General features: G+C 67.3%; 13 protein-coding genes. 3 read left to right on the top strand and 10 right to left on the bottom strand.

Annotated features, from left to right (window positions below; genetic code table 11):
- Window positions 1-44 precede the first annotated feature (44 nt).
- From OG326_RS08660 to OG326_RS08645, 4 genes are all read right to left on the bottom strand, one after another.
- Complete coding sequence (locus OG326_RS08660) at window positions 45-389, bottom strand: histone-like nucleoid-structuring protein Lsr2 (RefSeq protein ID WP_297614709.1); 345 nt, start codon at window positions 387-389, stop codon at window positions 45-47.
- A gap of 134 nt (window positions 390-523) precedes the next feature.
- Window positions 524-1,051, bottom strand: coding sequence for an Rv3235 family protein (locus tag OG326_RS08655; RefSeq protein WP_327144079.1), 528 nt, complete (start codon window positions 1,049-1,051; stop codon window positions 524-526).
- Between the two features lie 126 nt (window positions 1,052-1,177).
- A complete protein-coding gene (locus OG326_RS08650) occupies window positions 1,178-1,825 on the bottom strand; it encodes a hypothetical protein (protein WP_327144078.1) in 648 nt (215 codons plus the stop codon).
- A 90-nt stretch (window positions 1,826-1,915) separates the two neighbouring features.
- Complete coding sequence (locus OG326_RS08645) at window positions 1,916-3,412, bottom strand: flavin-containing monooxygenase (RefSeq protein ID WP_327144077.1); 1,497 nt, start codon at window positions 3,410-3,412, stop codon at window positions 1,916-1,918.
- Between OG326_RS08645 and OG326_RS08640 the strand changes: the two genes are divergently transcribed.
- Window positions 3,390-4,499 (top strand): AraC family transcriptional regulator, encoded by a 1,110-nt coding sequence (locus OG326_RS08640; RefSeq protein ID WP_327144076.1) that lies wholly within the window; start codon window positions 3,390-3,392, stop codon window positions 4,497-4,499. The genes OG326_RS08645 and OG326_RS08640 overlap by 23 nt on opposite strands.
- 466 nt (window positions 4,500-4,965) lie before the next feature.
- On the opposite strand, the gene OG326_RS08635 is transcribed toward OG326_RS08640, so the two are convergent.
- The 3 genes from OG326_RS08635 to OG326_RS08625 all read right to left on the bottom strand — a co-directional run bounded on the left by OG326_RS08635 (window position 4,966) and on the right by OG326_RS08625 (window position 8,161).
- Window positions 4,966-5,772: a nuclear transport factor 2 family protein gene (locus OG326_RS08635; RefSeq protein ID WP_327144075.1), complete on the bottom strand. Its 807-nt coding sequence runs from the start codon at window positions 5,770-5,772 to the stop codon at window positions 4,966-4,968.
- A 74-nt stretch (window positions 5,773-5,846) separates the two neighbouring features.
- Entirely contained in the window at window positions 5,847-6,713 is an 867-nt protein-coding gene (locus tag OG326_RS08630; protein WP_327144074.1) for an LLM class F420-dependent oxidoreductase, read from the bottom strand.
- 44 nt (window positions 6,714-6,757) lie between these two features.
- Window positions 6,758-8,161 (bottom strand): lipase family protein, encoded by a 1,404-nt coding sequence (locus tag OG326_RS08625; RefSeq protein ID WP_327144073.1) that lies wholly within the window; start codon window positions 8,159-8,161, stop codon window positions 6,758-6,760.
- Between the two features lie 170 nt (window positions 8,162-8,331).
- Between OG326_RS08625 and OG326_RS08620 the strand changes: the two genes are divergently transcribed.
- Both OG326_RS08620 and OG326_RS08615 read left to right on the top strand, forming a co-directional pair.
- Window positions 8,332-8,877, top strand: a complete 546-nt coding sequence (locus tag OG326_RS08620) for a YdcF family protein (protein WP_327144072.1) — start codon at window positions 8,332-8,334, stop codon at window positions 8,875-8,877.
- 103 nt (window positions 8,878-8,980) lie between these two features.
- Window positions 8,981-10,567 carry a GMC family oxidoreductase gene (locus tag OG326_RS08615; RefSeq protein WP_327144071.1) on the top strand — a complete coding sequence of 529 codons (1,587 nt, stop codon included), beginning with the start codon at window positions 8,981-8,983 and terminating at the stop codon, window positions 10,565-10,567.
- Between the two features lie 528 nt (window positions 10,568-11,095).
- Here OG326_RS08615 and OG326_RS08610 read toward each other — a convergent pair.
- The 3 genes from OG326_RS08610 to OG326_RS08600 are packed head-to-tail and all read right to left on the bottom strand — an operon-like array spanning window position 11,096 to window position 13,930.
- Complete coding sequence (locus tag OG326_RS08610; protein WP_327144070.1) at window positions 11,096-11,842, bottom strand: hypothetical protein; 747 nt, start codon at window positions 11,840-11,842, stop codon at window positions 11,096-11,098.
- Between the two features lie 19 nt (window positions 11,843-11,861).
- Complete coding sequence (locus OG326_RS08605; RefSeq protein WP_327144069.1) at window positions 11,862-12,818, bottom strand: MlaD family protein; 957 nt, start codon at window positions 12,816-12,818, stop codon at window positions 11,862-11,864.
- Window positions 12,815-13,930, bottom strand: a complete 1,116-nt coding sequence (locus OG326_RS08600) for an MlaD family protein (RefSeq protein WP_327144068.1) — start codon at window positions 13,928-13,930, stop codon at window positions 12,815-12,817. The genes OG326_RS08605 and OG326_RS08600 overlap by 4 nt, the downstream gene beginning before the upstream one ends.
- Between the last annotated feature and the right edge of the window lie 280 nt (window positions 13,931-14,210).

The raw sequence follows: 14,210 nt of genomic DNA, 5'->3' as shown, positions 1-14,210 counted from the left end.
GGCTCCTCCCGAATTTCCCTACGGGCGGGACTCATCGCCCGTTATTACTTCGCCCGCTGGTACGCCTCGACGATCTCGGCCGGGATACGGCCGCGCGAGGAGACCTGGTGCCCTTGAGCCCGAGCCCATTCCCGGATCGCGGTGCTCTCTTCACGATCCACAGCGGGGCGGGTGCGGCCGGTGACAGCCCCCACCTTGCGCTGCTTGGAACGACCGACCTTGCGGGCCTTCTCGGCCCACGGCTCGAGAGACTCCCGCAGCTTGCCGGCGTTCTTGATCGACAGATCGATCTCGTAATCCGAACCGTCGATCGAGAAAAAGACTGTCTCGTCGGCCTTCGATTCGCCGTCGTAGTCGTCAACCAGAGTTACGGTGACTTTCTTCGCCATGGACTGCCCTTCCACGTAGAGGTGCCGCTATTCGCCGAAATGCTAATGCCGCGGGAGGGAGGTTTCAAACCAGGCGCGAATCGAATTCCGTGAGCTCAGACTATTCTGCTATTACCGCGGTGACCCGAAGGTCTTCAGAACACCCGGAATGCGGTCAAGCGCCACCCGGAACGACCGCGGACAATGCGGGCGGCGAGCGCGAAATGCCGAGTTCCGCGGTCGTATCCCGCACAGACTTCCGCCGCCCGCGACCCGGCCATGATCACATCCACCCTGGTGAGGGTCGCGGCTCCCAGACCGCGCCCCGGGACCTGACCGCGCTCGGCCACCGTGCGCAATGCGGCGATAACCCCGGCGTCGGCGAGCGGGCGCAGTTGTAGCGGAGAGCGGCGGCCGTCGAGCACCTCCAACGCCACCCGCAGCGCCGCGGCGGCGAATTGCCGGGCGACCACGTCGGATTCGTCGCAGACGTCGGATTTCGCAGCGTGCGAAGCTCGTAATACCCGTTGTAGGGCAACGGTTCCGGACCGCCGTGACGGCGCATTCCGGAAGGCGTGATTGCGACAGGGCTGTTGGCGCAGCGGCGACGGGACCGTCGGTCGGCGCAGCGGTGACGGCTCCAACTGCGGTGCGGGCCGCACGAATCCACCCTCGAAGACCATCTGCGCTCCCCCTTGCCGCGGCACACTGCCGAACGGGCAGTGCCACCAGCCTCGCAGGCGTGTGAGCTGCGGTGAACCCGAAATCGAAGCTCGCGCACCCGGTCCCGGAGTGTCGGGTGTCCGCGCCTATTTCAGCAGCGCCAGCCGGCCCGCGAAATCGGTGGGCAGATACAGGATCGGACTGGTGGTCCAGAGCTGACCGGACTGCGGATCGTACTGATCCGGCATGGCGACCCCGGCCGGCGCGAAGGCGTCGAAACCCCGCTTGGCCGTAGTGCGGGTGGCCCGCCACAGATGATCCCGGAAGGCCACAACGGCCGCCGTATCGGTCGCTACGGCCGTACCGCGCAACTGTGCGACCTTGGCGGCCACACCGTCGGTGGAGAGGTACACGAGCGTCCCGTCGGCGGCCCGGTCCGGATCGATGGCGACCACATCGGTCATGCCGTAGCGGGACTTCAGGACTTCGGCGATCTCGGTCTGCGCGTAGACCGGAATGTCGCGATCACCGCGCGCGGCCACCACGGCGGCGGCCAGCGCCTCGTTGACCGGTCCCGGATCACCGATGGTGCGTGTCGAATCCACGCCCGCCGGAAGGCGATTGCCGAAGCTGTAGGCGACGATCAGCGTCGCGGTGCCGGCGGGTGCGGTGGGGACCGTCCAGAGATCGACCGCGGCGGGCGGCGCCGCGGATGCGGTCACCGGGACCAGCCAGGCCACCGATCCGAGTACCGCCACCGCCGCTGCCGCCGCCACCGCACGCTTGGAGCTCATGGCCCCGATGCTATCCATCCCATCCGCCGGTGCCCGGACCTCACCCCACCCGCGTGCCGGGTGAAGGGATTTGCCGCCCGCGGTCGCGGCTCACACGCGCGCGGGAGTCTTGTCCGCGACCACGGGGCGCAGGGTCTTGCGCAGATCGGTGCGCATGGTGGTGGCCGAGTCCAGCAGGTAGTTCTGCCGCACCTGCCACGGATGCCGGTCGCCCTGCCGGGGGAATTCGGCGATCGAGCGCTGTACGTATCCGGACGCCAGATCCAGCAGCGGGCGCTCGCCGAGCACACGCTCGGGCTGCGGGACCACCGCCGAATAACCTTCGCGATCCATGTATGCCAGAACTTTGCAGACCAGCCGTGAGGTGAGGTCGGCGCGCAGCGTCCAGGAGGCATTGGTGTAACCGATGCAGACCGCGAAGTTGGGCACGCCGGTCATCATGGTGCCCTGCCAGACGAACTGCTCGGACAGATCGACGGGCGCGCCGTCCACGGTGAGGCCGATGCCGCCGAAGGCCAGCAGCTGCAGTCCGGTGGCGGTGATGACGATATCGGCCTCCAGCACCCGGCCCGACTTCAGCCGAATGCCCTCCGGCACAAAGGTATCGATGTGATCGGTGACCACCTCGGCCTTGCCCTTGCGCATGGCCTTGAAGAAGTCGGCGTCCGGCACCGCGCACAGCCGCTGATCCCACGGGTTGTAGGTCGGCGTGAAGTGCTCGGCAACCAGGCTCTCGTCCTTCAGGATTCGCGTGGTGAGCCCGGTCAGCATCTTGCGCGCGGATTCGGGGCGGCGCCGGCAGTACTGGTAGAAGCCGAGATTGAAGAGAATGTTCTTGGTGCGGATGACGCGGTGCGCCAGCTCCGGCGGCAGCAGTTCGCGCAGCCGGTCCGCGATCTTGTCCCGGCCCGGGACGGCGGAGATCCAGGTGGGGCTGCGCTGCAGCATGGTCACCTGCGCGGCCTGCCCGGCCATGGCGGGCACCAGCGTGACGGCGGTCGCGCCGCTGCCGATGACCACCACCTTCTTGCCGGTGTAATCCAGGTTCTCCGGCCAGAATTGGGGATGCACAACCTGCCCGGCGAAGTCCTCGATACCCGGGAAAACGGGTTCGTGGCCGTGCTCGTAGTTGTAGTAACCGGCGCACGAGTACAGGAATCCACAGGTGAGCGTGCGCTCCTCGACCCCGTCGGCGGTGCGCACCGCCAGCGTCAGCGTCCAGCGCGAGGCGGCGCTGTCCCAGTGTGCCGCAGTGACTTTGGTATCGAAGCGAATGTGGCGGTCGATGCCGTTCTCGGCCGCCGTGTCCTCGATGTAGCGCAGGATGGACGGCCCGTCGGCAATGGACTTGGCGTCCCGCCACGGCTTGAACGGGTAGCCGAGGGTGAACATGTCCGAGTCCGAGCGCACGCCCGGATAGCGGAACAGGTCCCAGGTACCGCCGAGCGCCGCGCGCGATTCGAGAATCGCGTAGCTGCGGCCGGGATGCTCGGCCTGCAATCGGTAGGCCGCGCCGATGCCGGAGAGTCCGGCGCCGACGATGACTACGTCGAGGTGCTCGGCTGTGACGGAAGTCGCGTCGCTCATGATCTCCAGTCTGTGTGCGGCGAACGGGCGTTTCTTGACTTTGCACGACAAGTATTTGATTCTGGACGACATGTCGGTCATCAGATCCGCGGGACTGCGCGGATTCCGCCTGACGGTGGGTGAACTCGGCGGCAATGCCGAGGAGTTCGCCACCGCCTGCGGACTGCCCATCGAGGCCCTGGACACCGACGATCTGCTCATTCCGGACCATGCGGTGGCCGCGGCCATGGAGCTCGCGGCGCAGCAGCTGAACTGCCCCGATCTCGGACTGCGCATGTCGCGATGGCAGGACCTGGACATGCTCGGGCCGCTCACCCTGGCCATCCGGAATTCGCCGACGCTCGCCGATGTACTGGAGTGCACCTCCCGATACCTGTTCGTGCACGCCCGGTCGCTCAGCCTGACCATGGAGCCGGACCCGTACGGGGACCGCAGCGTGATCGCGCTGCGGTACGGCGTGACCATGGCCGGGCTGCCGACGCCGGTGCAGGGCACCGATGTGGGACTGGCGTTCGTACACCGCACCATTCAGCGACTGGTCGAGGATCGGTACGGATTGCGGTCGGTGGAGCTGCCCTACCGGCCGGCGGCGCCCATTCACGTGTACGAGGAATTCTTCGGCGCCCCAGTGCGAATCGAGCGGCCGGCCGCACTACTGCGCGTGCCCAGCAGCCTGGCGGGCCGCCCGCTCTCCGGGGGTGATGAGAACCTGCACCGGCTCGCCATGGCCTTCCTCGCGCAGCAGTCCGGGGACGCGTCCACGGCGATCACGCCGCAGGTGCGCATCACGCTGCAGAAGCTGCTCGGCACCGCGGCGCCCGAAATCGGCGCTGTGGCACGGCTGCTCACCGTTCATCCCCGCACCCTGCAGCGGCGGCTGACCGCCGAGGGGACCACGTTCGCGACGCTGCTGGACGAGGTGCGGCGCGGTGAGGCACGGCGCTATCTCACCACCACGGATATGCCGATGAGCCAGGTGGCGTCCCTGGTCGGATTGTCTGAACAGTCCACTTTCACGCGATGCTGCCAGCGCTGGTGGGGCACAACGCCTACGGCCGTCCGCCGTGCGCGGTCCACGCCCAGCTGAGGCGTTCGCCGGTATCCCTGCCGAGGTGAGTTCGCCTGTATCCATTGGCGAATCACGCACAGGGCGAATCGCGCAAAGTGAACCAGGCAATTGTCGCAATTAGTTTGCGGGTTTACGCGTGTCGGTCCGAGCACGCCGCGGCACATCCGCGCAGGATGAGGTGGTGATAGCCGAATGCCCTTCCTGCGCTTGGCCCTCCCCCGCCCCCGTGTCCTCCCACCGGTCGGTGCAGTACCTACGATGCGTGTGCGGACAGTGGATGATCGCTGTGCACGGCAAAGTCGTCGGCGCCGCCGGTGGCAGCAATTTCAGCCGCAACAGCCCGGTGGCCGAGATCGCCGGACTGCTGGACTAGCACCGCGGCAACCTGATTCGGCACGGCGCCGGCCGAACGTGGCACCGTGCCAGCCGAACCGGGCGACGCGACAGCCGAATCACGCGCTGCCGCAGTGTGGTTCAGTGCGAATCAGCGTGCCGGTACGCAGACCCGCACGGCTTCGATGCGTGCGCCACGATCGGTGAAATCGAGTTCCGCGATGCCGCGGCCGTCGCGGGTCTCCACCGAGACGGTCACCGTGCGCCCCGCCGCGATGGCCTTGCTCCAGCGCAGCCCCTTCGCGCGAACCGTGAAGTCCGCCAGTGACATTCGATCATCGCCCGCCCAGGCCAGGCGCGGCACCGGGGCCAGCACGCGCTGGGCGCCGGCGGTCTCACCGCGGCCCACCGCATCCAGCAGCAGACCCGCCGCCTGTTTACCCGGCGCGCCGACACTGCGCATGCCCTTCATGAAGGCGAGCGCACCGCCGACGCCCTGATTGGCGATCAACTGTGGGCCCAGCTTCGCGCCGGCCAGCAGACCCTGCACGCCCGAACCCAGGAGCTGGCCGATCATTCCGGGCAGTTCCCAATGCGCCCGCAGCGCACGGATTTTCAGTACGCCGTCGATATCGGCCAGGTCGTAGCGCAGATGCATGGGCACGTGCAGGGTGACGCCCGTCGACATGGTGGTGGCGATGGTCAGATCCCGGAAGACCGTCATACCGCACACCACGTCATTGGCGATATCGAAGGCAATGCCGTTGGGGCCGATGAAGGTGTCGTAGAACCGTTCGATCGCGGCCTTGCCGATATGCGGCCGCGATCCGACCGGATCCTCCACACTGCCGTCGTCGGCGAACAGGCCGACCCAGGCAGCGCGATCGTGCGCCCCTACCGCCTGCGGAGAGGCTTCGACGGTCGCCAGTAGTTCGGCGGCAGTGGGAGTTGCGGGCACGTGTCCTCCAAATGATGAGCAGCGCGCGCGATGATACCGGCCGCCCCGGTTTGCCGTCTCGGGAACGAACCCGACTACAGGTCCCGCACCCGCGGAACCAGCTGTTCGGCGACCGTTTCGGTGAAGGCGACCGGGTCGCCGTCCGGCATGAGGTTGATCAGGGTGATGCCCAGCGCCGCGTACTGCTCGAGGTCGCGGACGAACTGATCCGGCGCCTGCACCACGGGCGCGACATAGCACGCGGTCTTCCTGATGGCGTCGTAATCGCGGCCCTCGGCCTCGCAGTGCGCGCGCAGGATATCGAGCTTGCGGGCCACATCCTCGACGCTGACGGCGAACAGATTGCAGGCGTCGGCATAGCGGGCCACCAGCAGCAGCGTCTTGCGCTCGCCGCCGCCACCGATGAGGATCGGCGGCCGGGGCCTGCTCAACGGCGCGGGCACACACAGCGTTTCGGCCAGCTGGTAGTGCTCACCCTTGTACGGGCCGTTATCGGGACCCCACATCTGCAGGCAGATCTGCAGGGTCTCCTCGAGCCGCTCGAAACGCTCGGCCACCGGCACCACCGGGACGCCCAGGCCACGCTGCTCACGCTCGTACCAGGAGGCGCCGATGCCCAGCTGAGCCCGGCCGCCGGAGAGCACGTCCAGGGTGGTGACGATCTTGGCCAGCAGTCCCGGATGCCGGTACATGACACCGGTGACCAAGAGCCCCAGGCGCATTCGCTCGGTCACCGCGGCCAGATAGCCCAGCGTGGTGTAGCCCTCGAGCATGGGCTCGTCCGCGCCGGCGCGGGCCTCCATCTGGAAGTAGTGGTCCATGACCGTGAACTCCGCGAAGCCCGCCTGTTCGGCGAGCTGCGCGGTCCGGGTGAGCGTCGGAGTGATCGACTCCGGCGCGGCGGGCGTGGTGAAGTTCCAGTAGTGCAGGCCGAGTTCCATGGCCATATTCTGCCGGATCGGCCCTCGCGAAAGGGCCAACCGAACTACTTGGCGCCCAACGGTTTTCCGAAGAACGAGGCGAAGGTCTCGCCGAAGGTGGACGCCAGCACGGCCCGGCCGCCCGGGTCCAGCGCCAGCCAACCGGCATCGGAGATGGAGCAACCCGCGGGCGCCGCGATACCGTCGAGCCGGTCCTTCAGCCACAGCATGGCCAGACCGCCACCGGAGATCTCGGTCGCGACATGCTCACCGAAATGCTCGCGGGTGTATTCGACCGAGGCCGACGGATCCTGGCAGTAGGTGTCCACCAGCGTATTGACCTGAGCGACCGGAATGATCTCGTCCGGATTGGCCTGCCAGATGTACATGGGCATGGCGGGCACGGACTTGCCCATGCGGGTCTTGTCCAGCACATCGGCCACGGCCGGTTCCCGCATGGGGTCACCGGCGGTGTGCAGCATGCCCTTCAGATTCAGGAACGGCAGCAGCGCCGAGGTGTACTGCACACAGAGGTTGTTCTTCACCGCGGACAGTGTCTGGCCCAGCGGATCGAGATGGCCGTTCACGAAATCGGCGAAATCGGGGTACTCGCGGGTCAATCCGAGGACCGCGGCGAAGATCAGGCCCGAGGTGGCCTGGCCGTTGGCCACATTCAGCGTCATGCCCAGATCGGCGGGCACACCGCCCTCGGCCGCGCCGACGATATTGAGTTCGGGTGCGTAGGCCTGCTTCAGCTCGGCCGCATGACCGGTCGCGATCGCACCGCCCGAGTAGCCGTACATGCCGACGCGGACGTTCGGATCCAGCCGCATGGGCTCGAAATTGCGGGCCGCGCGAATACCGTCCAGGGTGATGCGACCGGCCAGCGGTCCGGCCGCGTAGGCCTCGTTGGGGCCCTGGTGATCCGGGATCACCACACCCCAGCCCTGCTGCAGTGCGCCCTGCGAGATGACGAACTCGGCGGGCACCACGATCTGACCGCCGACCGCGCCGAGCGACCACTGCTGCAATGAGTAGGACGGTGCGCAGTATCCGGCGAGCGAATCCTCGGCGATCTGCATCGACACCAGTTTGTCCGGGGCCGAGCCGCGCGGCTTCAGAACGGTCGCGACCGCCGCGATGGGCTGGTCCCGGCTGTCGTTCGAGCGGTACGAGAGCTGCCAGGCATCCACATTGAGCGGAATCACCCCGAAATTCGAGGCATTGATCTGCCGGGCCGCGATGATCTCGCCCGGGGCCTTGCCCGCCACCAGGTCCGGGGCCGGATGGTAGAAGCCCGGATCCAGTTCGGGCGGAAGCGGAATCGGGGCGGCGGGTGCCACCGCCACCGGATCCGCGGCGGCCGAGCCCGTCGCCACCACCACCGCCGAGGCGAGAATTACCGCCAGTGCCACGGCAATGCGCCGCACCCTGTCGGAAGAAATACTGCGCGTCTTCCCCTTGCTCACACGACTACCCTCCGGTCAATGTGAGACCGCTTCGTCTCACAAGATTCGGGAAACTATCCCACGAAAGTGACCTGGATCGCAATCAGCCGTCGAATATGTCGCGTGCCACCGTGCCGACCTGGACACTCGACCTCGAAATACACTCTCGCGCAACGCGTATCGTCGAATACGTGTCCAGCTACCGACGACTCGCCGCCGCAGTGATCACGGCGCTGGCGCTGCTGGCCGGGATCGGGTTCGCCGGAGTGCCGGTGTACATACATCCGCAGGTAGATCCGCTGCGCCCGGCCGATGCGATCGTGGTGCTCGGCGGAACGGCCTATGCCCGCTTCGATATGGGTGTGGCACTGGCGAAGCAGGGACTCGCGCCGGAATTGCTGATATCGCGGTCAACCGGGGTGAACGACCGTCAGATGGATCGCTACTGCAATGGTCACTACACCTTCACGGTGTCATGTTTTGTGCCCGATCCGTGGACCACACAGGGTGAGGCCAGGGAGATTCGGCGGCGGGCGCAGGCGCAGGGCTGGAAGCACATCATTGTGGTGACCTATACGCCGCATGTATCGCGGGCGCGGTACATCGTGGAGCGCTGCTTTTCCGGGCAGATAACCATGGTGGCGAGCCCCAGTGATTCGGGCGTGACCTTCTGGGCGTGGATGTATGTGCGGCAGTCCGCAGGATATGTGCGAGCCTTTCTGCAGCGCGGTTGCTGAATGAAAGTTGCTCCGCGTACCGACAATTGAACGGTTACGATGAGCGCGGCCATGGGAAACGCGTCTGTCGCCGGGGGTGGATGCGGGTGCGGGAGGAATTCCGGTGCGTATCGACGATCTACGGGCCGTGCGGGATACCGATCTCGCGGCGGATATCGCCGTCATCGGATCGGGGCCGGCGGGGGCGACCATTGCCGCCGAACTGGCGGGCAGTGCGCTGAGAGTGCTGGTGCTGGAGAGCGGCGGCCTCGAGACAGCACCGGAAACCGAGGAACTCAATGACCTCGAGAATGTCGGTGCGGCGCGAGCCGAGCCGTATCGCAACGCGCGCAATCGAATTCTCGGCGGCAGTTCACATACCTGGAGCGGACGGTGCGCGCCTTTGGACGCATTGGATTTCGCGGCGCGGCCCTGGGTGCCGCATTCCGGCTGGCCGTTCGAATTCACCGAACTGGCACCGTATCTCGACCGCGCGGCCGCGCACCTCGGGCTCGGATACGGGACCGGTTTCACCGGCGACCGGTTCTGGGAACTCGCCGATCGCACACCACCGCAGCGAGATCTGGACCGCAGGCGACTGCGGCCGTACTTCTGGCAGATCAGCCGGGACCCCGCGGATCCCTTCGACAGCATGCGATTCGGCGCGCAATTGCCGAATATCGCGGCCTCGAATGTACGCATCGTGGTGCGCGCGACCGTCACCCATATCGATACCGATCCCGGTGGCACCCGGGTGCTGGCCTTACGGATCGCCGATGCGGACGGGACATCGCGCACGGTGCGGGCCGCACGAATTGTGCTGGCCACCGGCGGAATCGAGAATGCGCGACTACTGCTGGCCTCCGATCGAATAGTGCCGGGCGGACTCGGCAATCGGCACGATGTGGTCGGCCGGTATCTGCTCGATCACCGCTGCGGCGTGATCGGCGCGCTCGATCCGCACACCTCGGCGGCGGCGCGCGATCGGTTCGGCAAATACGTCGTCAGAACGCAGACCGGAAAACACACTTTCCTGCACGGCATGGCGCTGTCGCCCGAAATCCAGTCCGCCGAGGGACTTCTCAACTGCGGCATGTGGATTCAGGAGGTGCCCGCCGAGGACGACCCGTGGGAATCGGTGAAGAAACTACTGCGCGGACAGGTGAATCTGCACGATGCCCGCACGGTCGCGAGCAATCCCGGGCTCATGCTCGCCGGTGCGAAACGCCGCCTCATCGACCACACCGGGCTGCCGCACAAGCTCGAACACGTGGAGCTGCGCTGCATGGTGGAGCAGGCGCCGCATCCGGACAGCCGAATCACGCTCGGCGACAAGGTGGATCGCCTCGGAACGCCGCTGCCGCGCATCGACTGGAAGGTGCACGACCAGGAGGACAGCACCGTCCGCCGGGCGGCCGCGCTGGTCGCCGCCGAGTTCACCCGCCTCGGCTTCACCCCGCCGGCGCTCGCCGAGTGGACACAGGAGAACAGCTGTCTCCCAGCACAACTCACCGACTGGGCGCACCCGAGCGGAGCGACCCGCATGTCCGCCGACCCCCGCACCGGCGTGGTGGATGCCGACTGCCGGGTACACGGCATCGGCAACCTCTACCTCGCGGGCAGCTCGGTCTTCCCCGCCAACGGTCACGCCAACCCGACACTGACGATCGTGGCGCTGGCAGTACGCCTCGCAGACCTGCTCCGCCGCTGAGCGCCCATGCGGGAAGACACCCCCCGTCATTCCGGCGCGCTTTTGGCCGGAATCCACTGCGCTGTGCGAGATCCCGGCCAAAAGCACGCGGGGATGACCAGGGTGCTGCCGCCGAGGACAGGGCTCCGATGCCACCACCCGAGACCAGGAGCTACCGCCGAGGACAAGGCTCCGATGCCACCACCCGAGACCAGGAGCTACCGCCGAGGACAAGGCTCCGATGCCACCACCCGAGACCAGGAGCTACCGCCGAGGACAAGGCTCCGATGCCACCACCCGAGACCAGGAGCTACCGCCGAGGACAAGGCTCCGATGCCACCACCCGAGACCAGGAGCTACCGCCGAGGACAGGGTTCCGATGCCACCACCCGAGGCCAGGGGCTGCCGCCGAGGACAGGGTTCCGATGCGACCACGCGAGGGCAGGGGCTGCCGCCGAGGACAGGGTTCCGATGCGACCACGCGAGGGCAGGGCTGCCGCCGAGGACAGGGTGCTGCGGCTTTGGGCCGGGTGGTGGCGCTACGGGGCGCTACTGCTTCGGGAGGGCGAGGGCGGTGCCGCCGACGTCGGAGACCTTCCAGCCGTTGTTCGGGTCGACCGTCACGTTGTAGGTGACCGTGGTCTGGGCGCCGTCGGGGTTCTGCGCGTTGGTCGAGGTGACGTTCAGGAAGACGTCGACCTGGTAGAGGCCGTTGTCGCGGCCGACGACCTTCGCGGCGACCGGGGTCGCGCTCGAGGTCCACTTCAGGGGGACCAGGATCTCCTGCAGCTTCGGGGCGGTGGCGTCGAACTTATTGCCCAGGGCCGGAGTGGTATTGGCCTTGAGGCGGCCGGTCCAGGAATTCAGGTCGCTGAAGTTGATATTGGAGGCGCCGACGGAGTAGTCGGTGGCCACCTGCTCGGCGTGCTGCTCGGCGGCGGCCTTGGCATCGCGGTCACTCAGATCGCCGCGGGCCGAGAGCCACAGGGCGCTCACCGTGACGAGCGCGCCGATGAGTACAACGGCCGCTGCGGCCAGGCCGAGGGTGGAGAGCTTGAGCGACACCGTCTTCGCCGGGGCGGCGGGGGCGGCGGCCTTCGTCGTCTCGGCCGCGGGAGTCGCTGCCACGGGAACTGCGGTCCCGGTGAGGGACGTTCCGGTGGGCTCGGTCTCGGGGGTCGTCCCGGTAGCCGCGGCTTCGGGGGCCGCGACGGCAGGGGCGGTGGTCGTCTCGGGCGCGGAGACGGCGGAGTCCTCCGCGTCGACTGCCCGCTTCGGCTGGGTGTCCTCGGACATCCGCTTCTCCTTCTTCGTATTACTTGACGTTGACCTGCACGCGCACGGCACCGTCGCCGGTGCTGGCGAGCGCCTGCGAGATCAGGCTGCTGATATCTATCTGCGGCCCGGTGGTGCGTGCGGCATCCGCGAGCGGCTGCAGCTGGGGCGCGAGGGTTTTCAGTTCGGGTCCGGCCTGCTGTAACCAGTCGGTCAGCTTCGCCAGGAAGGGTGCCAGACCATTGCCGCTGACATATGCCTGCGGTCCGGGGGCTCTGTCGACGAGTCTACCGACCGCCTCGACGAGGTCACTCAGCGACTGCTCGAACTGCAAGAACGCCGGGGCAGCGGCGGCAGTGGCCGCACCGATGCCATCCATATTCGAGGCTGCGGCCTGGAAACTGTTCAGTAGCTGAGCAATCTTGGGCTCGCGGCTGGAGATTGCCGCCGCCAGCAGATCACCGGCACGGGTCAGCGACGGCATGGCTGAGTCGGTGTCGTGGAACGCGGTACCCAGGGTGCTCGCCAGCGAGGCCGCGACATTCGGATCGAGCTGGTTCATGACCTTGTTGACCAGGCGCGACACGGCCGGGATGGAGAGTGGCGACTTGACCGCGGCGGTGTCGAGTCGCTGCCCCTCCTTGAGGTAGGGCGCTCCGCCGGTCTTGGGCCGGATCTCCACATACGGTTCGCCGAGCGCCGAGAGCTGCTCGATGCTGATCACACTGTCGGTGGAGACCTTGCGGTCGGCGTCGATGCGGAAGCCCACCTCGACACCGCCGGTGGTGCTGTCCACCGAGGTGATCTTGCCGATCTTCATACCGGTCAGCAGGATCGGCGAACCGACGCTCAGCCCACCGGAATCGGCCAGCACCATGGAGGCGTGGGTGTACTCGGCGAACGGATCCGCCCGCACCACACCGAAGGTCAGATAGCTCGCGCTCACCAGCGTGACGGCGGCGATACCGCCGAGCGAGACCAGCGATCCGGTCTTCATCGCACAGCTCCGATCATGCGCAGGGTCGACAGAATCCCGCTCACCTGATCGTCACGCGAGACCGAATCCGTCGTGACGCCGGTGATATTCACCTTCGGGCCGCGCTCCACGAAAGGAATCAGCTTGTCCCGCAGCAGATCGACCAGCATCGACAGGTTCGAGGGCACCGACAGATCCAGCGGCCTACTCGAGAGAGCCAGCGGGACAAAGGCTTTCGCCGCCGCATCGGCCGAGGTGACCACCGGGGTCAGCCACGTCAGCGAGGGACCCAGCTGACCGAGCGCCGCGAAGATCTGGGTCACACCGCGAATGGAGTCGGTAATGCCGGTCATGGCGTCCACCGACTCCTGACTGAGCTGGTGATCCAGGAAATCCGCGCGGTCGTGCAGCACCTGCGCATTGGTGCCCAGCCCGTTGAGCAGCGAATCCACCTGATCCAGATTGGCGGCCAGATCGACCGCATTGCCCGCGGCGTTCTGCGCGATCCGCTTGGTCTCGTTCGGATCGGCGGGCAGCACCGCATTGAAGCGATTGATGATGTCCTGCAACTGATTCACCGCCCCGCCCTGGGTGAAGGCGGCCAGGGCGGCCATGGTGTCTTCCAGCTGCACCGGCGGATGCGTGCGCTCCTGCGGAATGGTGCCGCCGTCACGCAGCAGCGTTCCGAAGCCGTCCGTCGGAGTGGTCAGCGCCAGGTGGATATCGCCGAGCACGGTGTTCTGGCGCAGTTCGGCAATGGTGGTGGCGGGCAGCTGCACCTTGGTCGAGATATCGGCGTCGACCACCACGTAGCCGCCGTGACCGGCGGGGGCGTGCAGCGAATCCACCACGCGCACACCGGCGACCGAGCCCACCTGCGCACCATTGGCAATGACCTTGGCGCGCGCGGGCAGGTTCAGCACATTGCCGAATTCGATGTGAATGCGATAGGTCGCGCCCGACACCGTGGTCCCGGGAATCGGCACCGAGGACGGATCGAACGCGCAGCCGCCGACCCCGGCCACGAGACCCGCGGCGAGCAACACGGAGCCGAGCGCCTGCCGGAAGCCTCGGCCCGTCCTTCCGGCGCGCTTGTGGCCGGAATCGACTCGGCTGGTGAAGATCCCGGCCACAAACACGCCGGGACGACGAAGAGTGTTCGCGCCGGGACGGGGAGTGCCTGCGGCGGGACTACGGAGGGTGCTCGTGCCCGAATGGCGGGCGGCCGAGGTGGTGGTGCGGCTCCGGCCGCCTGCCCGCGGCACGGAACCTGCACGCCCGGGGGTTGCCGCCCGCCGTGCGGAACCTGCCCTCATCGCAGGCTCCGCATGCCCGGCAGCGTGTGCGGCGAGCGCAGCCCCTGCTTGCGGGAGGTGTGTCGCTACCTGGCGGCAAACCGTTACGGCGCGCGGC

The sequence above is a fragment of the Nocardia sp. NBC_01327 genome (assembly GCF_035958815.1).
Taxonomy (GTDB): Bacteria; Actinomycetota; Actinomycetes; order Mycobacteriales; family Mycobacteriaceae; genus Nocardia.
This window is presented reverse-complemented; position numbering and strand designations above follow the sequence as displayed.